At 75.1% G+C, this 20394-nt stretch carries 28 protein-coding genes; 17 read left to right on the forward strand and 11 right to left on the reverse strand.

Features of this window, described 5'->3' with window-relative positions; translation table 11 throughout:
• Positions 1–75 precede the first annotated feature (75 nt).
• From solA to C8D89_RS28120, 6 genes are all read left to right on the forward strand, one after another.
• Entirely contained in the window at positions 76–1221 is a 1146-nt protein-coding gene (gene solA, locus C8D89_RS28095; RefSeq protein ID WP_279323417.1) for an N-methyl-L-tryptophan oxidase, read from the forward strand.
• A gap of 10 nt (positions 1222–1231) precedes the next feature.
• Entirely contained in the window at positions 1232–2530 is a 1299-nt protein-coding gene (locus tag C8D89_RS28100; RefSeq protein ID WP_116711451.1) for an aromatic ring-hydroxylating oxygenase subunit alpha, read from the forward strand.
• Positions 2527–3954 carry an aldehyde dehydrogenase family protein gene (locus tag C8D89_RS28105; RefSeq protein ID WP_116711452.1) on the forward strand — a complete coding sequence of 476 codons (1428 nt, stop codon included), beginning with the start codon at positions 2527–2529 and terminating at the stop codon, positions 3952–3954. The genes C8D89_RS28100 and C8D89_RS28105 overlap by 4 nt, the downstream gene beginning before the upstream one ends.
• Positions 3951–5144 carry a M24 family metallopeptidase gene (locus C8D89_RS28110; protein ID WP_116711453.1) on the forward strand — a complete coding sequence of 398 codons (1194 nt, stop codon included), beginning with the start codon at positions 3951–3953 and terminating at the stop codon, positions 5142–5144. Before C8D89_RS28105 ends, C8D89_RS28110 begins: the two co-directional genes overlap by 4 nt.
• Positions 5145–5209: 65 nt before the next feature.
• Positions 5210–6031, forward strand: a complete 822-nt coding sequence (locus tag C8D89_RS28115; protein WP_116711454.1) for an alpha/beta fold hydrolase — start codon at positions 5210–5212, stop codon at positions 6029–6031.
• A complete protein-coding gene (locus C8D89_RS28120; RefSeq protein WP_116711455.1) occupies positions 6028–6675 on the forward strand; it encodes a GNAT family N-acetyltransferase in 648 nt (215 codons plus the stop codon). The genes C8D89_RS28115 and C8D89_RS28120 overlap by 4 nt, the downstream gene beginning before the upstream one ends.
• Here C8D89_RS28120 and C8D89_RS31270 read toward each other — a convergent pair whose 3' ends face one another.
• The gene (locus C8D89_RS31270) at positions 6676–6930 is read right to left on the reverse strand and encodes a MerR family transcriptional regulator (protein WP_207787473.1); all 255 of its coding nucleotides are present in this window, start codon (positions 6928–6930) and stop codon (positions 6676–6678) included. It lies immediately after the preceding gene.
• On the opposite strand from C8D89_RS31270, the gene C8D89_RS29965 reads away from it, so the two are divergent.
• Positions 6923–7372, forward strand: a complete 450-nt coding sequence (locus C8D89_RS29965) for an NAD(P)-binding domain-containing protein (RefSeq protein WP_207787474.1) — start codon at positions 6923–6925, stop codon at positions 7370–7372. The two genes, C8D89_RS31270 and C8D89_RS29965, sit on opposite strands and share 8 nt — an antisense overlap.
• A 118-nt stretch (positions 7373–7490) precedes the next feature.
• Here C8D89_RS29965 and C8D89_RS29970 read toward each other — a convergent pair whose 3' ends face one another.
• The 4 genes from C8D89_RS29970 to C8D89_RS28150 form a co-directional block, all read right to left on the reverse strand.
• Positions 7491–7865: a hypothetical protein gene (locus C8D89_RS29970; RefSeq protein WP_207787475.1), complete on the reverse strand. Its 375-nt coding sequence runs from the start codon at positions 7863–7865 to the stop codon at positions 7491–7493.
• Between the two features lie 175 nt (positions 7866–8040).
• Entirely contained in the window at positions 8041–9399 is a 1359-nt protein-coding gene (locus C8D89_RS28140) for an alkaline phosphatase family protein (RefSeq protein ID WP_116711457.1), read from the reverse strand.
• A complete protein-coding gene (locus tag C8D89_RS28145) occupies positions 9396–9914 on the reverse strand; it encodes a nucleotidyl transferase family protein (RefSeq protein WP_116711458.1) in 519 nt (172 codons plus the stop codon). The genes C8D89_RS28140 and C8D89_RS28145 overlap by 4 nt, the downstream gene beginning before the upstream one ends.
• The gene (locus C8D89_RS28150) at positions 9911–11158 is read right to left on the reverse strand and encodes an acyl-CoA dehydrogenase family protein (protein ID WP_116711459.1); all 1248 of its coding nucleotides are present in this window, start codon (positions 11156–11158) and stop codon (positions 9911–9913) included. Before C8D89_RS28150 ends, C8D89_RS28145 begins: the two co-directional genes overlap by 4 nt.
• A 75-nt stretch (positions 11159–11233) precedes the next feature.
• Here C8D89_RS28150 and C8D89_RS28155 point away from each other — a divergent pair, with 75 nt between their 5' ends.
• The 9 genes from C8D89_RS28155 to C8D89_RS28195 all read left to right on the forward strand — a co-directional run bounded on the left by C8D89_RS28155 (position 11234) and on the right by C8D89_RS28195 (position 16012).
• Complete coding sequence (locus C8D89_RS28155) at positions 11234–11749, forward strand: isochorismatase family protein (protein ID WP_116711460.1); 516 nt, start codon at positions 11234–11236, stop codon at positions 11747–11749.
• Between the two features lie 62 nt (positions 11750–11811).
• Entirely contained in the window at positions 11812–12180 is a 369-nt protein-coding gene (locus C8D89_RS28160) for an ArsR/SmtB family transcription factor (RefSeq protein WP_116711461.1), read from the forward strand.
• On the forward strand, positions 12155–12688 hold the full coding sequence (locus tag C8D89_RS28165; protein ID WP_116711462.1) for an SRPBCC domain-containing protein: 534 nt from the start codon (positions 12155–12157) through the stop codon (positions 12686–12688). Before C8D89_RS28160 ends, C8D89_RS28165 begins: the two co-directional genes overlap by 26 nt.
• Positions 12685–13458, forward strand: coding sequence for a crotonase/enoyl-CoA hydratase family protein (locus C8D89_RS28170; protein ID WP_116711463.1), 774 nt, complete (start codon positions 12685–12687; stop codon positions 13456–13458). Before C8D89_RS28165 ends, C8D89_RS28170 begins: the two co-directional genes overlap by 4 nt.
• A gap of 26 nt (positions 13459–13484) precedes the next feature.
• On the forward strand, positions 13485–13925 hold the full coding sequence (locus C8D89_RS28175) for a DUF1707 SHOCT-like domain-containing protein (RefSeq protein WP_116711464.1): 441 nt from the start codon (positions 13485–13487) through the stop codon (positions 13923–13925).
• On the forward strand, positions 13922–14581 hold the full coding sequence (locus C8D89_RS28180) for a Dph6-related ATP pyrophosphatase (protein WP_243418447.1): 660 nt from the start codon (positions 13922–13924) through the stop codon (positions 14579–14581). Before C8D89_RS28175 ends, C8D89_RS28180 begins: the two co-directional genes overlap by 4 nt.
• A 25-nt stretch (positions 14582–14606) precedes the next feature.
• On the forward strand, positions 14607–15308 hold the full coding sequence (locus C8D89_RS28185; RefSeq protein WP_165825992.1) for an MBL fold metallo-hydrolase: 702 nt from the start codon (positions 14607–14609) through the stop codon (positions 15306–15308).
• Positions 15309–15317: 9 nt separating this feature from the next.
• Entirely contained in the window at positions 15318–15734 is a 417-nt protein-coding gene (locus tag C8D89_RS28190; protein ID WP_133252104.1) for a hypothetical protein, read from the forward strand.
• Between the two features lie 41 nt (positions 15735–15775).
• A complete protein-coding gene (locus C8D89_RS28195) occupies positions 15776–16012 on the forward strand; it encodes a hypothetical protein (protein WP_116711467.1) in 237 nt (78 codons plus the stop codon).
• Here the strand turns inward: C8D89_RS28195 and C8D89_RS28200 are convergent.
• From C8D89_RS28200 to C8D89_RS28225, 6 genes are all read right to left on the reverse strand, one after another.
• Positions 16006–16449, reverse strand: a complete 444-nt coding sequence (locus tag C8D89_RS28200) for a VOC family protein (protein WP_116711468.1) — start codon at positions 16447–16449, stop codon at positions 16006–16008. The genes C8D89_RS28195 and C8D89_RS28200 overlap by 7 nt on opposite strands.
• Before the next feature lie 32 nt (positions 16450–16481).
• A complete protein-coding gene (locus C8D89_RS28205; RefSeq protein ID WP_423717299.1) occupies positions 16482–18020 on the reverse strand; it encodes a CoA-acylating methylmalonate-semialdehyde dehydrogenase in 1539 nt (512 codons plus the stop codon).
• Positions 18021–18043: 23 nt separating this feature from the next.
• Positions 18044–18829, reverse strand: coding sequence for a hypothetical protein (locus tag C8D89_RS28210; protein WP_116711470.1), 786 nt, complete (start codon positions 18827–18829; stop codon positions 18044–18046).
• A gap of 140 nt (positions 18830–18969) precedes the next feature.
• Positions 18970–19209: a hypothetical protein gene (locus C8D89_RS28215; protein WP_116711471.1), complete on the reverse strand. Its 240-nt coding sequence runs from the start codon at positions 19207–19209 to the stop codon at positions 18970–18972.
• Positions 19210–19252: 43 nt separating this feature from the next.
• A complete protein-coding gene (locus tag C8D89_RS28220) occupies positions 19253–19816 on the reverse strand; it encodes a TetR/AcrR family transcriptional regulator (protein WP_116711472.1) in 564 nt (187 codons plus the stop codon).
• Positions 19813–20139: a DMT family transporter gene (locus tag C8D89_RS28225; RefSeq protein ID WP_116711473.1), complete on the reverse strand. Its 327-nt coding sequence runs from the start codon at positions 20137–20139 to the stop codon at positions 19813–19815. The genes C8D89_RS28220 and C8D89_RS28225 overlap by 4 nt, the downstream gene beginning before the upstream one ends.
• A 29-nt stretch (positions 20140–20168) precedes the next feature.
• Here C8D89_RS28225 and C8D89_RS28900 point away from each other — a divergent pair, with 29 nt between their 5' ends.
• Positions 20169–20381, forward strand: a complete 213-nt coding sequence (locus tag C8D89_RS28900; protein ID WP_133252105.1) for a hypothetical protein — start codon at positions 20169–20171, stop codon at positions 20379–20381.
• Positions 20382–20394: the final 13 nt, after the last annotated feature.

Genomic DNA, 20394 nt, shown 5'->3' on the forward strand with positions numbered 1-20394 from the left:
CCAGCTTGTCGTGCCCACCCAGCACAATCCAGCCATCACCGGCCACCGAGCCGCGCAACGATCACCAACGTCAAGATCACGAAAGATCCGGGCTACCGGCTCGCCCGGGAGATCGGGCCCGGCGTGTTGGGGATCGAGCAGTTCGAGCTCGGGCACCACCGCGGCGCCTCCCAGGACCACTCGCGGATCATCCGGCTCGCCCAGCACCGGCCCGAGTACGCCGCGCTGGCGGCGCCGGCCTACAAGGCCTGGTACGAGGTCGAGGCCGAGGCCTGCCAGCAGATCGTCACCTCCACCGGCGGCCTGGTGATCGAGGACCGGGAGGCCCGGCGCGGCGCCGCCACCGGCACCCGCAACATCGAGGGCTACACCGCGATGTTCGACCGCCACGGCGTGGCCTACGACCGCCTCGACGCCGACGAGCTGGCGGCCCGCTGGCCCCAGTTCCGGGTCCACGACGGCGTGCAGGCGCTCTACCAGCCCGACTCGGGCATCGTCGACGCCGCGCGGGCCAACGCCGTGCACATCGCGCTCGCCCGCGCCCACGCCGCCGAGGTCCGCACCAGCACCCCGGTCCGCGCGGTCCTCCCCGACGGGGCGGGCGTCGCGGTCGTCACCGACACCGAGACCGTCCGCGCCGACCGGGTCGTGGTCGCCGGCGACGCGTGGACCAACCAGGTCCTCGCCGAGACGGGGATCGTGCTGCCGCTGACGGTGCTGCGCGAGCAGGTCACCTATTACGCCACCCCGCACCTCGCCGAGTTCGCGCCGTCGCGGTTCCCGGTGTTCATGTGGCACGGGCGGCACAACTTCTACGGCTTCCCGGTCTACGGCGAGGTCGCCACGAAGCTCGGCCAGCACATGGGCGGGAACGAGACCACCGCGGACACCCGCAGCTTCGAGCCCGACCCGGTCCGGCGCGAGCGCTACGCCGACTTCGTCTCCCGCCACGTCCCGCGCTTCGGCGGTCCCGAGCTCTACTCGAAGACCTGCCTCTACACGGTGCCGCCGGACCAGGACTTCATCCTCGACACGCTTCCCGAGGCCCCGCAGATCACGGTCGCCAACGGGGCCGGGCACGCGTTCAAGTTCGCCGCGCTCATCGGCGGCCTGCTCGCCGACCTCGCGCTGGGCCACGAGCCCGCCCACCCGATCGGCGCCTTCTCGATCACCCGCCCGGCGCTGACCGACCCGTCGTTCCCACGCAGCTTCCACGTCTAGGGGGACAGCGATGACCACCCACGCATCGGACCCGTACACCGCGCTGCCGGCCCGTCCGGTCGACCCGGCGCTGTTCACCGAGGAGAGCACCTACGCGCCGACCCGGCGCCCCGTCGAGCTCGCCTCGACGCTGCTGCCCGACGCGTACACCTCGCCGGAGTTCTTCGCCCTCGAGCGCGAGCGCCTGTTCGCGAACAGCTGGGTGGCCGTCGGCATCACCAGCGACGTCGCCGAGCCCGGTGCCTGCATCGTCGCGGAGGTCGCCGGCCGGTCGGTGTTCGTCACCCGCAACAGCCGCGGCGAGCTGCGTGCGTTCCACAACCTCTGCCGCCACCGCGCGACGAGACTGCTCGACGCCGACGCCCGCGACGTCGGCAAGCGCGGGCGCATCCGCTGCCCTTACCACTCCTGGACCTACGACACCGACGGCACGTGCCTGGGGACGCCGCTGTTCGAGGGATCCGACGTCCCCGCCGGCCAGGAGCCGATCTTCGACACCTCGGTGGCGAAGGGCTTCGACCGCGCCGACTACGGGCTGCTCGAGGTCGCGGTCGACAGCTGGGGGCTCTTCCTGTTCGTCAACCTCGCGAAGGACCCGGCGCCGCTCGCGACCCAGCTCGGCGACCTCCCCGAGCGCTTCGCCGACCACCGGCTCGACGAGTGGGTGACCCAGCGCGCGGTCACCTACGACGTCGCCGCCAACTACAAGCTCATCGGCGAGAACTTCATGGAGTACTACCACCTGCCCTGGGTCCACCCGGAGCTCAACCAGGTCTCCAGGTTCTCCGACCACTACCGCTGGCAGGGCCCCGGCATGTACACGGGCATGTGCACCACCCCGGTGTCGCGCAACGGCGACGCCGGCGGCTGGGACGGGCTGGCGCCCCTGAGCACGCTCGGCCCGCAGGACGCGGACAGCGGGCGGTTCGTCTGGCTCTTCCCCGGCACCGCGCTGGTCGTGCTGCCCAACCACGCGTTCGTCCTGTTCAACCGCCCCGTCGCGCCGAACCGCACCGTCGAGACGGCCGTCCTGCTGGCCCACCCCGAGTCGCTCGAGAGCCCCGACGCGGAGGACGGCGTCGAGCAGCTCGCCAAGTTCTGGGACCTCGTCAACCGCCAGGACCTCGAGATCGTCGAGCGCGTGCAGGAGGGCCTGGAGAACCCGGCCTACCGCGGCGGCCGGATGTGCTTCCGGTTCGAGGAGCCGCTGCACCGCTACCAGAACATGGTGATCGATCGGATGGTCGGCATCGACCGGGTGCCGGGGGGTGACGAGGACGCCATGACCCGCATGTTCCCGGACCCGTGACCGCCACCCTCACCCCCGACCGCACAGTGCCCGCCGGGGAGACGCTGCCCGTGGAGGACCCCTCCACCGGGAGGACGATCGCCCACGTCCCGCGAGGCGGCGCCGAGGACGTGGACCGCGCGGTGGCCGCGGCGCGGGAGTGCGCCCGTCGCGTCCGCCGCACCACCCCGGCCGAGCGGGGACGGCTGCTGCGGGCGCTCGCCGCCCGGCTCGACGGCGCCCGCGAGGAGCTGGCGCGGCTCGAGACCTCCGACACCGGCAAGCCGCTGTCCCTCGCCCGCTCCGAGATCGCCGGGTGCGTGGCCTACCTCGACTACTTCGCCGGCGCCGCGGACAAGCTGCACGGCGAGACGATCCCGATCGGCCCCGGCTCCCTGGCCTGGACCGTGCGGGAGCCGGTCGGGGTGACCGCGCACATCGTCCCCTGGAACGCGCCCCTGTCGATGCTGTGCCGCAGCGTCGCGCCGGCGCTGGCCGCGGGGAACACCGCGGTGGTCAAGCCCGCCGAGCAGACCCCGCTGACCGCGCTGCGGTTCGCGGAGCTCGCCCTGGCCGCCGGGCTGCCGCCCGGGTCCGTCGAGGTCGTCACGGGTCTCGGCGCCGAGGCCGGCTACGCCCTGGCCGCCCACCCGGGCATCGGGTCGCTGACGTTCACCGGCTCGGTCGCCACGGGCCGGGCGGTGCTGCGGGCCGCCGCGGAGCACATCACGCCGGTGGTGACCGAGCTGGGCGGCAAGTCCCCGCAGATCGTGTTCGCCGACGCGGACCTCGACCGGGTCGCCGAGCAGGTCGTCACCGGGTTCACGACGAACAGTGGCCAGTACTGCGACGCCGGCGCGCGCCTGCTCGTCGACCGGGCCGTCCAGGACGAGCTCGTGGAGCGTGTCGTCGCACGTACCGCGGCGCTCACGATCGGTCCCGGGATCGACGACCCGGACCTCGGACCCCTCGTGTCGGCCGAGCACCACCGGCGCGTCGCCGACTACGTCGCCCTCGGCCACCAGGAGGGCGCCCGGACTGCGGATGGACCACGGACCCTGCCCGACACCGGGTACTTCCTGGCGCCGACCACGTTCGTCGACGTCGCCCCGGAGATGCGGATCGCCCGGGAGGAGATCTTCGGGCCGGTGCTCGCCGTGCTGCCGTTCGACGGCGAGGACCGGGCCGTCGCGCTCGCCGACGACACCGACTACGGGCTGGGGGTCGGCATCCACACCCACGACGTCGACCGGGCACTGCGCGTGGCCGACCGGGTCGACGCCGGCTACGTGATGATCAACGAGTACTTCGGCGGCAGCGTCGCCGTGCCCTTCGGGGGCACGAAGTCCAGTGGCACCGGGCGCGAGCGCGGCCTGATCGCGCTCGAGAGCTACACGAAGCGCAAGACCGTCGTCGCCCGCGTCGACGCCGGACCGACGCGATGACCCCGGAGGCCGCGATGCCGCTGATCGTCGCCCTCGACGTCCGGGCGCTGGGCGCCGGGCGCCTCGCGCGGGCGCAGGAGGCGCTGCGCGCGCACGAGCTGGCCGCGGCGGTGGTGTTCGACCCCGCGAACGTGCGCTACGTGACGTGCGACGGGTCGTACCTCGTCGCGAACCTGCACTGCTCGTACCGCTGGGCGCTGGTGTTCGCCGAGCACGACCCGATCCTGTGGGAGCCGGCGGAGTCGCTCGGGCTCGCCCGGACCCGGTTCGACGGCGAGGTCCGCCCGACGACGTCGTTCACGTTCTTCGGGTCCGGCGGCCACAGCGCCGAGCACGCCCGGCAGGCGATGGCCGAGGTCCACGACGAGCTGCGCGCCCGCGGCCTGCACCGCGCGCCGGTCGGGATCGACCGGGCCGAGGCCGTCGTGTTCTTCGCCCTGGCCGACCTCGGCCTGCGCCTCGTCGACGCCGTGCCCGTCCTCGAGGTCGCCCGCTCGGTCAAGACCGACCTCGAGCTCGCGGTCCACCGGGAGAACGCCCGGCTCGTCGATGTCGCCGTCCGCCGGTGGCTCGAGGACCTGGCGCCGGGTCGCACCGAGTGCGAGCTCTGGGCGCGGCTCGTGGCCGAGACGTTCGCGACCGGCGCGCTGCACTCCGAGAGCCGGCTGCTCTCGTCGGGCCCGCGCACGAACCCGTGGATGCAGGAGGCGTCCGACCGTGTCGTGGAGGACGGGGACCCGGTCGCGTTCGACACCGACCTCGTCGGCCCGCACGGCTACCTCACCGACGTCTCCCGCACGTACCTCTGCGGGGACGCCGCGCCGAGCGCCGAGTTGCGGGACGCCTACCGGGCCGCCCACGGTTTCGTGCACGAGGCGATCCCCGAGTTCCGCGCGGGCCGGACGTTCGCCGAGCTGGGCGAGCAGCTCGGCCCCCGCATCCCGCCGGAGTACCGGGCCCAGCGCTACCCGTTCCTCGCCCACGGCTGCGGCGCCACCGACGAGTACCCGGCGATCGTGGTCGACGGGCACCACGCCGGGGTGCTCGCGCCGGGCATGGTGATCAGCGTCGAGGCCTACACGGGGCGGGTCGGCGGTCACGTGGGGGCGAAGTACGAGGAGCAGATCGTCGTCACCGACGGCGCACCCGAGCACCTCTCCCACGCGCCGGTGGAGTCGCGGCTGCTGTGAGGGGCCCGGCCCGGACCGGTGCAGAACGGCACCCGTGACCGGCCGGGCCTGACAGACTCCCCGAGGTGACCACGTTCGTCCTGGTGCACGGTGCCTTCTCCTGCGCAGCGCACTGGGGACCGGTGGCCCGGGGCCTGGCCCTGCGCGGCCATCGCGCCGTCGCCGTCGACCTCCCCGGCCACGGCCTGGACGCCCGGGTCCCCGTCGGCGACCACGCCACCGCGCCCAGCGGGATGGTCGGCCGCTCGACCGCCGGCGACGTGGCGGCCGTCCTCGAGGTCCTCCGCGCGGCACGGGAGCACGGGCCCGTCGTGCTCGTCGGGCACAGCCGTGGCGGGCTGACCATCACCGCCTGCGCCAACGCCGCGCCCGAGCTCGTGGATCACCTCGTCTACGTGTCGGCCTGGTGCTGTGCGGCGGGCGGGCCCTCCGCGTACCAGGGCATCCCCGAGGCCGCCTCCGACCTCGACCACCTCCTGCCGCGCCTGGTCGTCACCGACCCCGCCGCGCTCGGGGCGATCCGGGTGGCGTGGATCCAGGACGCCCCGCGCCTCCTCACCGACCTCCAGGGTGCCCTGCTGGCCGACGGGAGCCGGGACCAGCTCCTGGCCATGCTGCGGGCGATGGACGACGACGAGACGCTCGCGATCGACGAGGACGCGGTGCGCGTCCACCCCGCGGCGTGGGGACGGGTGCCGCACACCTACGTCCGCCTGACCGCCGACCGCGTCATGCCGGTGGCCCTGCAGGACCGCTTCGTCGCCGACGCCGACGCGGCGGTGCCCGACAACCCGTTCCGCGTGGTCGACATCCCCACCTCGCACCTCGGGGTCCAGGTCCACCCCGACCCGCTGGTCGAGCGGCTCGTCGGCCTCCTCGCGGGATGACGGGCCGCTGGCACCTCCGCGACGCGCGGCCGGGCGACCTCGAGGACCTGGTCCGGGTGTGGCGCCGCGCCGTGGAGGCGACGCACGACTTCCTCACGCCGGGCGACGTCGACGGCTTCTCCGAGCAGCTGCGGCGGGACCTGCCGCGGGCGGCGGTCCGGGTCGCGGTGGCACCCGGCGGCGGGGCGCTCGTCGGCTTCCTCGCCGCGCGGAGCGGCGAGGTCGACATGCTCTTCGTCGATCCGTCCGTCCACGGACGCGGTGTCGGGACGGCGCTGCTCGAGGAGGTGGCCGCCCGTCACCCGGTGCTGACCGTCGAGGTCAACGAGCAGAACCCCGTCGCCCGGGCGTGGTACGAGCGGCGGGGGTTCGTCCGGGTCGGCCGGTCGGCCACCGACGCCGACGGCCGGCCGTTCCCGATCCTCCACCTGCGGCGCAGCGTTGGCCGGTGCGGCGCGGCGGGTATCCGCGCCCCCATGACCGGTGGACGAGGCGAGGCACCAGGCGACCGGCGCGACGAGGCACTCGACGACGCCGCCGACGACGCGCTGAGCGAGACCGACGTCGACCCGACGGGCCAGGCGCTGCACAACGAGGCGGTGGACCGGAAGGAGCGCTCGGCCGAGGAGCACGGCGGCAGCTGATCAGCAGGTCGCGGCGTACCGCCCGTCCTGCGGCGTGGCGGTGGCGATGACGGCGTCCAGACCGTCCCGGGCGGCCGCGAGCTCGTCGATCATGGCGCTGAGCCGGTCGCGCTCGCGGTGCAGGTCGTCGAGCAGCTCGGGGCACGTCGCGACCAGCCGCGGCCCGTCGGCGCCCATGCAGGGCAGGAGATCGGCGATCGTCGCGGTGGAGAGGCCGGCGGCGAGCAGGGTGCGGACGTGGTGCACGATGGGCACGGCCCTGGCGCGGGCCCTGCTGCGCGCCGGACACGCCGTCACCGTCTGGAACCGCAGCCCCGCCTGTGCCGACGTCCTCGTGCGCGAGAGCGCCCGGCACGCCGCCGACCCCGCCGCGGCCCTCGCCGCGAGCCCCCTCACCATCGTGTGCCTGCTCGACGACGCCGCCGTCGGCGCCGTGCTCGACCCCCTCGGCGGCGGGGGTCGACGCAGGACGATGAACCCGCGGGCGCTCAGCCTCGATCGCCACCTTCTGCAGCTGGCGCCGAGGTGCGCCTCCTTCGGGCGGTCTCGGCGGCGTCGGCGTTCGCGACGTCGCCCTCCCTCTTCCGACGCGCCGCCCTTGTCTGACTGTTTGATCTCCTCCTTGAGCCGTTCCCGCAGCTCGGGGTTCGTTAGTCCTGCTCGTAGTCCTTCGCGCCCTTGGACATGGACGCGGTGACCCGGTCCCCCGGAACCCGGTCGTCCCGGACGGGGGTTGCGCGGCGGTTCCCACGGCGAGTTCAGGGGCCGACCGTACCGGGACCGAGCGACATAGGTTCAAGATCGCATCGAGACGGTCATGGCCTCGTCGTCGCTGGTGGGTGGTCGTTGGTGGGTGGTCGCCGGCGGCCCCCGCCGGGAAGTTCTTCTGGGTGGTCGTGCGGGTGGGCGTCGTTGTCGGAGGGCCGCGCTAGATGTCGGGTGGCCCGGGGGAATCGCACCCCCGGGCTCCCACAGATCCCGGCGTGACGATCTCTCGTCACCGGGCTCTTGTCATCCTGATCGTTGGAGTCTCGGAACGTGATCGTTCCGTCCCGGGCATGGACCGGCGCCTGCAGCCATCTGGTGACATACAGCACCAGCCATCGCTGGTCGGTGTGCGCCTTGACCGCTTTGACGACCAGGTCCCAGGGGACGCTGTCGAAGAACTTCTCGATGTCCAGATCGATCATCCAGTCGGTCTTCCAGCAGCGCTGCCGACAGGACCCGACCGGGATCGACCCCGACCGACAACGAAGACCCGGCGGACGACCCCGCATCCCCTCCCTGAACACGGGGGTGCTCCGATGTCCGAAGCATCCCCGACCGGTGCGACGCTCCCGCGCACGGATCGGCAGAGCGCCGGCCTCAGCCCTCATCGGCCGGGACGATCATCGGCTCCGGAGCGTCGGGCAGGGCCGCGGTGCGCCGCGGGGTGGGGCGATGGCCGAGAAAGGACGCGCGGTTCGCATGGCCCAGCAGCAGCGGGAGCAGGTCGCGCGCGCTCACCGGGCCGTACCAGCCGGGCTGAGCGGGGGCCTCGCCGAAGGTGGTGACGGCGTCGGCGCGCACCGTCGGGCCGGCGACCACGAGCGGAGTGGGATCGCCGGTGTGCAGGACGCCGCCGGTCGAGGGCGTCGCGTGGTCGCCGGTGACGGCCACGATCGCGACCCGAGCGAGGTCGAGCAGACCGCTGAGGCCCGGATCCGCGGCCTCGAGGATCTCGAGCTTCGCCCGCGGCGCCTTGGTGTGACCGGCGTCGTCGGTGGCCTTGGTGTGTACGTGCACGAAGCCCGCGCCGCCGGCGACGAGGCCGCCCGCCGCGGCCACGCGCGCAGCCAGGTCGGCGCCGAGGTCGGCCTCGGGCGCGAGGTGCACGGCCCGCATCCCCAGCAGCGACGCCAGCCCGCGGTAGAGCCGGGTGCTGGTCACGGCGGCACCGGGGACGCCCACGTGCGCGTCGAACGAGGGCACCGCATCCCGCGCGCCGGACCACTTCGTCGTCAGCACGTCGAGCGCCGGCAGGCCGCGGCCGCACCGACGAGCGTTCACCGGGTGGGCGAGGAGCACCGCCCGGGCCTCCCGCAACAGCGCCGTGAGCGCTTCGGCCGTCGGCGCGGCGCCGGGCGCCTCGTCGAGCGGGAGCACGGCGAGCCAGGGATGGCGGTCCTCGAAGAAGGGGTCGGAGTCGGTGACCGCACCGGACCCGCACGCGGGCAGGAACAGCACGGCCTCGCCGCGCCCCTCGAGCGGCACCAGCCGGTGGCCGTGCGCACGGGTCACGTCGTCGAGGGCCTCGAGCAGCGAGGCCGCGTCGTCCGCGTCCTCGCGCGCGGTCCGCCCGGTGATCCACACCCGGCCCGCGGCGTCGACCGACGACGTCCGCAGTGCCGCGTGGGTGACGCCGACGCCGTCCGGCACGTCGATCCCCGTGCCGAGGGCCTCGAGGACCGCCCGGCCCGGGAAGGGCACGTCGCCGTAGCCGAACATCGCCCAGTGGGCGAGCTCCGAGGAGGGCGCCCGTCCCCACCCGAACGGCAGGTGCCATCCGGAGGCGCCGCGGGTGGCGAGGGCGTCGAGCACGGGCGTGCGGGCCGCCTCGGCCGGGGTGCGGCCGCGGAGCTCGGGCACGGGGCGGTCGCCCAGCCCGTCGAGGACCACGAGCACGACCGGGAGGCGGTCGTCGTCGAGCCGCGGCTGGGTCTCGCCGTACCCGGGCGGCCTCATCGGGAGACCAGCAGCTCGGCCAGTACCGGCACGGTCGCGGGCGGCACGAGCTCCACCCACGTGCCGTCGGCGAAACGGGCCCGGATGGCGGAGGCGTCCCGCTTCGTCGCGGGGTCGCCGTCGATCACGACCACCGGGTAGCCGCCGTCGGCGAGCCGGCCCGCCTTGTCCTTCTCCCACGGTGAGTAGGCCCGCACGTACTGCACGGCGGCGAGGGGCACGTACTCCGGCCACAGGCTCGGCCGCGTGAGGTCGAACGGGACGACCGTGGTGCGGTGGGCGATCCCGGCACCGGTCAGCGCCGCGTCGAGCAGCCGGACCCGCTCGTAGTAGGTGAACGGGTTGGCCTCGTCGGTGTGACGGTGGGCCGACGTGGCGGCGGTGTGCCGGGCGCCGGCGTCGGGGTTGGTGACGGCGACGACGAGGTGGTCGTGCTCGGCGAGGGCGAGCGCGAACAGCTCGAGGTGCTGGGCGTGGACGGGCTGGAACCGCCCGGTGACCGCCGCGAGGGTCACCGGCCCGTACCCCGCCGGATGAGGCCCCGGGCGATGGCGTTGCGCTGGATCTCCACCGTGCCCGCCGGGATCTTGAGGTTGCGGGCCAGCCGGAAGAGCTTCTCCTCCGGCGAGCCGAGCCGCAGCCCCGTGCCGCCGTGCACCTGGACCGCGCGATCCGCGACGCGGAAGAACGCCTCGTCGTTGATCACCTTGACGAGGCTCGTGAGGCGGGGCGCGTCGGCGTGCAGCGGGAGGCCGAACGCCCCGCCGGGCAGCGCGTCGAGCTCGGACTGCGCCAGCAGCGAGGCCGCCCGCGCCGCGTACACGTCGGCGTCCATGTCGGCGAGCATGTGCTGCACCGCCTGCAGCTCGGCGATCGGTGCGCCCCCCGAGGTCCGGCGCTGCGCGCGGTCGAGGGCGCGGGCGAGCAGCCACTCCCCCCAGCCCGCACACATCCCTCCGCGGCACAGCCGCCGCCAGTTGATCCACGCCATGGCCAGCCCGAAACCGTCGCCGACCTCGCCGACGACGTGCTCGGCGGGCACCCGCACGGCGTCGAGGTGCAGCTCGCCGGTGAGCCCGTCGTCGAGCATCGTCGGGATGTCGCGGCCGCGGGTGAAGCCAGGCGCGGACGCGTCGACGAGGAACATCGACAGCGAGCGGGTACCGGCGCCGGGCTCGGTGACGGCGGTGACCTGGACGACGTCGGCGAAGTGCGCGTTGGTGATCCACGCCTTGGTGCCGTCGAGGATCCAGTCGCTCCCGTCGCGGCGGGCGCGGGTCTCCATGGCCAGCACGTCGGTGCCCACGGAGATCTCGGTGTTGGCGAACGCCGCGGTGATCTCGCCGGCCATCAGCGGCGCGAGCCAGCGTTCCCGCGCCGCGTCCGAGCAGTGCTCCAGCGCCGGGTTGGCGCCCTCGGTCCACGCCAGCGCCGCCAGGCCCAGTCCGAGCCCGGCGTGGCGGTAGACGAACTCCTCGACGTGCTGCATCTCGGCCCGGGAGAACCCACCACCCCCGACCGCCACGCTCACGTGCGGGTTGTAGAGCCCGGCCGCCGCCGAGCGCCGCTGCACCTCCCGCCGGGCCTCCCACACGGCGGGGTGCATCCGGCCGGCCTCGTCGAGGCGGGGGTTCCAGGGAGTGCCGACGTCGCGCTCGGCGAGGTCGGCCTCGAGCGGCGCGACCTCGTCGTCGAGGAACGCGGCGAACCGCCGGGTGTAGTCGGTGACGCGGTCGGTCCGTCCGGGCTGGCTGGTCACCCGCCAGCTCTACGGCGCCGGAGCGACCCGCGTCAACCTCGCGTCGACCGCCCGGGCGCGCCTACGGTCGGGGGCGTGCCGCTGCTCTCCGCCGACGCCTCGGTCCTGCTCGTCGTCGACCTGCAGGAACGACTCATGCCCGCGATCGCCGGCGCGCCGGCCGTGCTGGAGAACGCGGGCCGTCTCGTGCGCGGGGCCACCCGGCTGGGGATCGACGTGTGCGCCACCGAGCAGAACCCCGACGGGCTCGGGCACACCGTCGACGCCGTCGCGGAGCTCCTGCCGACACCGGCGGTCGCCAAGACGAGCTTCGCCGCGGACGTCGACCCCGGCCCGGGCACGATCGTGGTCGCCGGCTGCGAGGCGCACGTCTGCGTCCTGCAGACCGTGCTCGCGCTGCGCGCCCGGGGGCGGGACGTCGCGGTCGTCGCCGACGCCGTCGGCAGCCGCGTCGAGGCGAACCGCGACCGCGCCCTCGAGCGCCTGCGCGCCCACGGCGTCGACGTGGTCACCACGGAGATGGTGCTGTTCGAGTGGTTGCACGACAGCGACCACCCCGCGTTCCGCGAGGTCCAGCGGCTGATCCGGTGAGGGGCTCGCCACCGACCCCCGGTCCTCGCTAACGTTCGCGCTCACTGACGGAAGGAGGGCACGTGGCCGACGACGACGAGGACGCGGCGGGCGTGGCCCTGCGCGCGATCGCCGAGCGCCGTCGTCGCGCGATCCTGCGGCTGGTGGCCCACGACGAGCTCTCGGCGGGCGAGATCGCCGCGGCGTTCGACGTGACCCGGCCCGCGGTCAGCCAGCACCTCACGGTGCTCAAGGACGCCGGGCTGCTCCACGAGCGACGCGAGGGCACCCGCCGGCTCTACCGCGCCCGCCCCGAGGGCCTGGACGGTCTGCGGGAGTTCCTCGAGGACATGTGGGCCTCGTCGCTGGACCACGCACGCCGCCTCGTGGAGGCCGGCCCCACGATCGAGCACCGAGGGATCGCTGATGACAACCACACCGCCGCCGGCTGACACCGCCACCCGGGCCGGCACCGGCGCCGTCACCACGTTGCGCCGCCCACCGATCCGGCAGGCGACGCTGGTGCGCAGCGACCGCGCGCACACGTTCGACGTCTTCGTCTCGACCATCGGGCAGTGGTGGCCGCTGCAGCCGTACTCGGCCGGCGGCGCCCGGGTCCGCGAGGTGTCCGTCGAGCCGCGCCGCGAGGGCCGCGTGTACGAGACGTGGGACGACGGCACCGAGGTCGAGTGGGGCCGCCTGCTGGCCTGGGACCCGCCGGAGCGCCTGGTGATGACGTGGGCGGCCACCCCGGCGCCCACCGAGGTCGAGCTGACGTTCACCGTCCTGGGCCCGGCGCTGACCCGCGTCGCCGTCGTGCACCGGGGCTGGGAGACGCTGACCGAGGAGCAGCTCGGCGAGGACTGCGCGCGTCCCGGCGGCTACCGCAGCGGGGCGTTCGCCCGCGGCTGGAGCGAGATCCTCGGCGCCCTCACCGCCGCCGCCGAGGGCGCGGCGTGACCGACACCGACACCGTCACGGTCGAGCGCCGCGGCCCGGTCACGATCGTCAGCATCGACCGGCCCGAGAAGCGCAACGCCGTCGACCGGGCCACCGCGGAGCAGCTCGCCGAGGCGTTCCGGGCGTTCGACGCCGACGACGACGCGGCGGTGGCGATCCTGCGCGGTGAGGGCCCGTCGTTCTGCGCCGGCGCCGACCTGGCGGCCGTCAGCGCCGGCGAGGGCAACAGGGTGGAGTCCGACGGCGACGGCCCGATGGGCCCGACGCGGCTGCGCCTGTCCAAGCCCGTGATCGCGGCCGTCCAGGGGCACGCCGTGGCCGGCGGTCTCGAGCTGGCGCTCTGGGCCGACCTGCGCGTCGCCGACGAGACCGCCGTGTTCGGCGTGTTCTGCCGCCGCTGGGGCGTCCCGCTGATCGACGGCGGGACCGTGCGCCTCCCCCGTCTCATCGGGCGCAGCCACGCGCTGGACCTCGTGCTCACGGGCCGGCCCGTCGCGGCCGACGAGGCGCTGCGGATGGGCCTCACCAACCGGGTCGTGCCCGCGGGCCAGGCCCTCGAGGCCGCCCTCGCGCTCGCCGAGCAGCTGGCCGGGTTTCCCCAGACCTGTCTGCGGTCGGACCGTGCCTCGCTGCTCGAGCAGGAGCCGCTGGACGAGGACGAGGCGCTGCGCCGGGAGTTCGCGCACGGCCGGATCTCGCTGCAGGCCGACACCGTCGCGGGCGCGACCCGGTTCGCCTCCGGGGCCGGGCGCCACGGCACGTTCACCTGACGCCCCGGGACTGCGATGCTGGCCAGGTGACCGAGCCGCACCCCTCGCCCCGCATCGGGACCGCCGAGCGCGAGGCGGCGATGGCGGCCCTCGGCGCCCACCTCGAGGCCGGGCGCCTCGATCCCGAGGAGTACGGCGAGCGCAGCGCGCGGGTCACCGAGGCCCGCACCGCCGAGGACCTGGAGCCCCTGTTCGCCGACCTCCCGGAGCCGCACCCGCTCACCGCGACGGGCACGGCGACGCCCGTCCCGGCGCGGGAGGACGCGGCGCCGGCGAGACGGCCGTCCGGCACGGGCGCCCTGGCCCGCTGGGGGCCGGCGATCAGCGGCGCGCTGCCGATCATCGCGCTCGTCCTGTTCCTCACCGTGCCGATCCCGAACGCCTGGGTGTTCTTCCTGCTCGTCCCCCTCGGCGCGGCGTTGTTCGCCCGCTCCCGGCGCGCGGGCGACGGACCCGACCAGCCGTGACGGGTCGGACGTGGATGAGCTGGTCGGGCGGCAAGGACGGGGCCCTCGCGCTCGCCACCGCAGGCGCCACGCCCGGCGTCTCCGTCGCCGGTCTGCACACGACGGTCCTGGCGAGCGGGGAGGTCACCGCGAGCTACGTCCCCCGCGCGCTCGTCGAGGCCCAGGCCGCCGCGCTGGGCCTGCCGCTGGAGACCGTCGAGCTGCCCCGGCCCTGCCCGAACGACGTCTACGAGCAGCGGACGCGGGCGTCGTGGGCGGAGCTGCGGCGCCGCGGCGCGACGGAGGTCGTCTACGGCGACCTGTTCCTCGCCGACGTCCGCGCCTACCGGGAGCAGGCCCTCGACGGCACCGGGCTCACCGCGCGCTTCCCGCTCTGGGGCCGCCCGACCGACGCCCTGGCCCGCGAGATGCTCGACCGCGGCGTGCGCGCCGTCGTCGTCTGCGCCGACCCCGCCCGGGCGCCCGCCGCGATCGTCGGGCGGGCCTGGGACGAGGAGCTCCTGGCGACCCTGCCCGCCGGCGTCGACCCGTGCGGCGAGAACGGCGAGTTCCACACGCTGGTCACCGACGGGCCCGGCTTCGCCCACCCCGTCGGGGCGCGGGTGACGGGCACCGCCGAGCGCGACGGGTTCGTCACCGCGATCCTGGAGAGCTGACCGCGGCGCTGCCATGCTCCCCCGCATGGCGCCGCGCTTCCGGGAGATCGCCGACGGGGTGCACCTCGGCGCCCTCCTCCCCGCCGGCCTCCTGCACACGGTGCTGCTGGAGGGCCCGGACGGCGACGTGGTGGTCGACGCCGGTCTCCCCTGGTCGGGCCGTCGGCTCGCCGCGCTGCTGCGGGGCCGGGACGTCGCGGAGCACGCGGTCACCCACGCCCACGGCGACCACGTGGGCGCGAGCGCCTGGCTGTGCCGCCACACCGGCGCGAGGCTGGCGATGGGCGAGGCGGACGCGTCGCGGTTCGAGGACGGGCGCATCGACACCCACGCCGGCGCGTTCGGGCGGGTCGTGCTCGGGTCGCTGGCCCGTGAGCGCCGGCCGGTGGACCGCCGGCTGCGCGAGGGCGACCGCGTCGCGGGCTTCGAGGTGCTCACCGTGCCGGGCCACAGCCCCGGCACGCTGGCCCTGTGGCGCGCGGACGACCGGGTGCTGGTCGTCGGCGACGGCCCGGTGAACGTCTCCACCGACCCGGCCGCGCCGCGGTGGCTGCCGCTGCCCCGGGGCCTGCACCACGACCCGGCGGGCGCGGACGCCTCACGCCGTCGCCTGGGCGCGCTGAGTCCGGCGCTCGTCGTGGCGATGCACGGCTTCCCCGTCACCGCGACCCACCGCTGGGCCGAGGCCGCCGGCGCGCACGTGCCCCGACGCCCCGGGCGGGCGTAACGTCAGATGATGGCCAAGGACAAGAAGACCAAGGACCCCGACCCGGTGGCCACCGCCCTGACCGCGCCGGACGCGCCGGCGGACATCGCGGTCGAGACCGCGCCCGACGGTGCCGCGGCGTCCGTGGTGCCCCCGGCGGGGCCCCCCGAGCGCCTCGCGGCCCCGCGACGTCCCGCACCGGTGCCCGCGCCGGCGAACACTCCGGCGACGAACCCCGTGCTGCACCCCGGCGACGCCGCGGTGGCGGCCGTGTCGGAGGTGGCGCGCGTGGTGCGCACGGTGCTGCCCAACCGCGCCCCGGCCTACCTCGGCGGGGCCGCGCTGCTCGTGCTCGGGGTCGTCGACCTGCCCGTCGTGGCCGGTGGTGCCCTGGCCTACGAGGCGCTGCGGCGCTGGGGACCGGCGCCCGCGCGCTCCACCCACTGAGCGTTCACCCGCACGTCACCCGGAGCGGGCACCGCCCCGGCATGACCGAGCAACCGTCCAGCCTCCCGTCCGACCCGACGCCCACCGCACCCCCGGCGGCGGACCCCGGCGAGCAGGCGCCCGACCCCGCCGAGGGCTTCGGCGAGCACCCGACCGACGTCGACGTCCCGCCGTCCGACGAGCCGGGGCTCGAGGGCGACCGGAACCTGACCGACGCCGTCCACGAGCGCCCCGACCCGCCGTTCCGTACCCCGGCGCCCGACGACACCGCTCAGTGACCGTCGTCCGGGCCGCCCGGGGCGACGAACACGCAGAACGGGTGGCCGGCCGGGTCTGCGTAGACGTGCAGCGGCTCGTGCGGGTCGTCGGCGCGGTCCAGTAGGTGCGTCGCACCGAGCTCGAGCGCCCGGCGGTGCTGGCGCTGCAGGTCCTCGACGGTCGGCACGGTGAGGTCGAGGTGCAGCATCTGCGGGTGCTCGCCGTCGGGCCAGGTCACGGTCGGCAGCGCCGCGACCGGCTGGAACGCGAGCACCGGCATGCCGTCGTGATGGTGCAGGGCGAGCCAGTGCCGTGCCTGCTCGTCGTCCACGCCTGTGTCCGAGGGCTCATCGCCCGGCCGGTAGCGCAACCCGAGGAGCCGCCGGTAGAACTCGGCGAGCACCCGGGCGTCGGGCGCGTCGATGACGGTCTGGCGCAGTACCGGGTGGTCGGCCACGAGCTCATCGTCCGGCACACACCGATGCGCCGTCAGCGATTCCGCGCGAACCCGAGGTCGAGTCCCCCCGTCTCGCCGCGACGCGCCGGGTCGATCCACCGCGTAGTGACCACCTTGCCCCGGGTGAAGAAGTGCACGCCCTCCGTGCCGTGGGCGTGGGTGTCGCCGAAGAGCGAGTTCTTCCACCCGCCGAAACTGTAGTAAGCCATCGGTACCGGCACCGGGACGTTGACGCCGATCATCCCGACCTGTACCTCGTTCTGGAAGCGCCGCGCGGCGCCGCCGTCGTTGGTGAAGATCGCCGTGCCGTTGCCGTAGGGGTTCGCGTTGACCAGCGCCACCGCCTCGTCGTAGGTCTCCGCGCGGACCACCGACAGCACCGGGCCGAAGATCTCGTCGGTGTAGATCGACATGTCGGGGGTGACGTGGTCGAACAGCGTCGGCCCGACGAAGAAGCCACCGTCCGTGCCTTCGGCGGCCTCGGCGTCCGGCACGACCTGCCGGCCGTCGACGACCAGCGTCGCCCCGGCGGCCTCCCCGGCGTCGATGTAGCCCGACACCCGCTCCTGGGCCGCGCGGGTGACCAGCGGGCCCATGTCGCAGCCGCGGCGGCCGTCGCCCGTCCGCAGGCCCTCGGCCCGCTCCTTGATTTTCTGCACCAGCGTGTCGCCCGCCGTGCCCACGGCGACCACGGCCGAGATGGCCATGCACCGCTCCCCCGCGGAGCCGAAGCCGGCGTTGATCGCCTGGTCGGCGGCGAGGTCGAGGTCGGCGTCCGGCAGCACCACCGCGTGGTTCTTCGCCCCGCCGAGGGCCTGCACCCGCTTGCCGTGGCTCGTGCCGGTCTCGTAGACGTAGCGGGCGATCGGGGTCGAGCCCACGAAGCTGATCGCGCGCACCTCGGCGTGGGTGAGCAGGCCGTCGACGGCGACCTCGTCGCCGTTCAGGACGTTGAACACCCCGTCGGGCAGCCCCGCCTCGCGCCACAGCTCGGCCATCCACAGCGCCGCCGAGGGCACCTTCTCCGAGGGCTTGAGCACGACGGTGTTGCCCGCGGCGATGGCGATGGGGAAGAACCACATCGGCACCATGGCCGGGAAGTTGAACGGGCTGATGATCCCGACCACGCCGAGGGGCTGGCGGATCGAGGTGACGTCGATGCCGGTCGAGGCGTTCTCCGTGGCCGAGCCCTTGAGCAGGTGCGGGATGCCGCAGGCGAACTCCACGACCTCCTGGCCGCGGGCGACCTCGCCGGCGGCGTCGGAGAGCACCTTGCCGTGCTCGGCCGTGATGAGATCGGCCAGCTCTCCCGCGCGGGCGTTGAGCAGCTCGCGGAACCGGAAGAGGATCTGCACGCGCTCGGTCAGCGACGTGTCGCGCCAGGCCGGGAACGCGCGCACCGCCGACGCGATCACCGCCTCCACCTCGTCGGTGGTGGCGAGCGCGAGGCGCTTGGTGACCTCGCCGGTGGCGGGGTCGGTGACGTCGCCGAAGCGGTCGCTCGCGCTCTCGAGCACGGCACCGTTCGCCCAGTGGTGCAGCGTCATGGGGGGCGCGGAGACGGTCGTCATGAGGCAGTCCTTCCGGGTGCGGGCTACGGCGCTCCGGCGAGCAGCTCCTCGAGCCAGGCCGCCGTCTTGGTCCGCTGGCGGGTCGCGGGCGCGGCGCCGTGGGCGGAGAGGAAGTGCGCGAGCGCGCGCGCCACGGTCGGGGCCTCGCCGGGCGGGCAGCGGGCCGAGAACTCCTCGAGCACGCGCCCGCCGGGGAAGCGGCAGCGCTCGTGGCGGGCGTGCGCGAGCCCGCAGCGCGGGCGCGGGACGACCGCCCGCTCGACGGTCAGCGGGCCGTGGACGTGCAGGGCGCCGGCGAGGTGCGGGACGGCGGCCGCGAGCAGCGCCCCCTGTGCGGCGGTCATCAGCGCGTGCACGTCGAGGGCGCCGTCGCGGCAGGCCACGGCGCGGTCGGCGGCGAGGGCCTCGCGCAGCTCGGTGCTGTGCAGCGCGCGCCCCGGCAGGACGTCGACCTCGACCCGGGCGCCGGCGGGCCGCGGGAGCGCCGCCACCGCGTCCTCCCCGCGCACGCGGACCGTCAGGTCCCAGCGGTCGCGGCCCCGGTCGCGCAGGCGGACGTGCACGCCGACGCGGGCGAGGAGGAGGTCGGCGGTGTCGAGCAGGTAGAGCCGGCGCTGCCGGACGCGTCCCGGGTGCCCGCCCGTGAACCGGCTCGGCACGGCACCGGCGCCGGGCAGGAGCAGGACCTTGAGCTCGACGCTGTCGGCGCCCGCGGACGCCACAGACGCCCAGAGCGGGTCGTCGTCCGGCGGGAAGCGGGGCGCCGGCGCGAGGCCGCTCGCCGGCGACGCGCGGACGTGGTCGAGCATGCGGGCTCCTGGGCGACACCGATGTCGCCGCGTCGGGGCTGGGACGTCGGGGGGTGGGACGTCGGGGGGTGGGACGCCGCGGCAGGTTGCTCGACCACGGTCCGCCGACGGTAGGTGATCGTGGCGGGCGGTGACAGCCCTCAGGTCTTGGGCCTGCCCTCCCACAGCTCGCCGCCGGTGAGCACGTAGACGAACGGCACGACCGGCACGAGGGCGAGGACGGCCCAGACGAGCTTCGCGGTGCCGCTGAGCCCGGGGCGCACGATGAGGTTGAGCCACACGAGCACCACGGCCACGGGGTGCAGGAAGCAGACCAGGAGCTCCGCGAGCTTCTTCATCGCGCCGACCGTCCCGGGACCGGGGTGGCCGCCGACGGCCACCGGGAGGCCGACCGTAGCGGGGGGTGCGGCCGGGGCACCAGGTTCACCGCGCCACGAGGGCCCGCAGCACCTCCTCGCAGGCCGCGGCGCTCCACGGCTCGGGGTCGCACCAGCACCGCAGGAACACCCCGTCGACACCCGCGGCCGCGGCCGCGCGAGCCGCGCGGCCGGTGACGAGGGGTGCGAGCAGGGCGTCCAGGGCCGCCGTCCAGCGCACCCACTCGGCGCGCAGGGCCGGATGCCGGCCGGCCTGCAGGAAGAGCTCGTACTCCGCGGCGAGCGCCTCGGTGCGCCCGGAGGCGTAGCCGGCGACGAACTCGGCGAGCGCCCGCACCGGGTCGTCCTCCCGCGCGCACCGCTCCAGCGCGGCGACGCAGTCGTCGTTGACCGCGGCCAGGGTGGCCGACAGCAGCGCGTCGACGGTCGGGTAGTGGTAACTGACGAGGCTCGGCGTCATCCCGGCCTCCGCGGCCACCGCGCGCTGCGTCACGGCCGCGACGCCGCCGCGCCCGACGACGCGCAGGGTGGCCTCGCGCAGCAGCCGGCGACGCTCCTCGCCCTTGCGCCGTCGCCCGTCGGTGCTCGCCGGGGCAGCCGTCCTGCTCACGCCGGCCGGGCCCCGAGCTCGAGGGCCAGGACCCCGCCGATGACCAGCGCGATGCCGCCGACCTGCACCCAGGTCAGCGATTCGCCGAGCAGCACCGCGCCCGCGACCGCGACGAGCGCGACGCCGGCCGCGGCCCACACACCGTAGGCGACGCTGACGCCGAGGCCGCGGGTCAGCGCCTGGGAGAGCATCCCGAAAGCGACGAGGTAGCCGACGACCACGACGACCGACGGCACCAGCCGGGTGAAGCCCTCCGAGAGCTTGAGCGAGACGGTCGCGACGACCTCGCAGGCGATCGCGAGCGCCAGGAACAGGTAGGCCACGGGGCCGCCCTCCCAAGAAAACAGGTCAGATGCCCAGTATTCTACGCGGCCCGCTCGCGTCGGCGCTCCACCTCGCCGCGGTGCTGGGTGCCGAGCAGGTGATCATGCCGGCGCTCGGCCTCGGGTCGCCGACCCCGCGCTACGGCGCCTCGGCCGCCGCCACGGACGCGTGGCACCACCTCGTCTACGCCGCCGCCACCGGCCTCGCCTACGACGCGCTCGCGGGCCGCCTCACCCGGTGATGTGAGCGAAGTT

This window comes from Actinomycetospora cinnamomea (assembly GCF_003096675.1).
GTDB lineage: Bacteria > Actinomycetota > Actinomycetes > Mycobacteriales > Pseudonocardiaceae > Actinomycetospora > Actinomycetospora cinnamomea.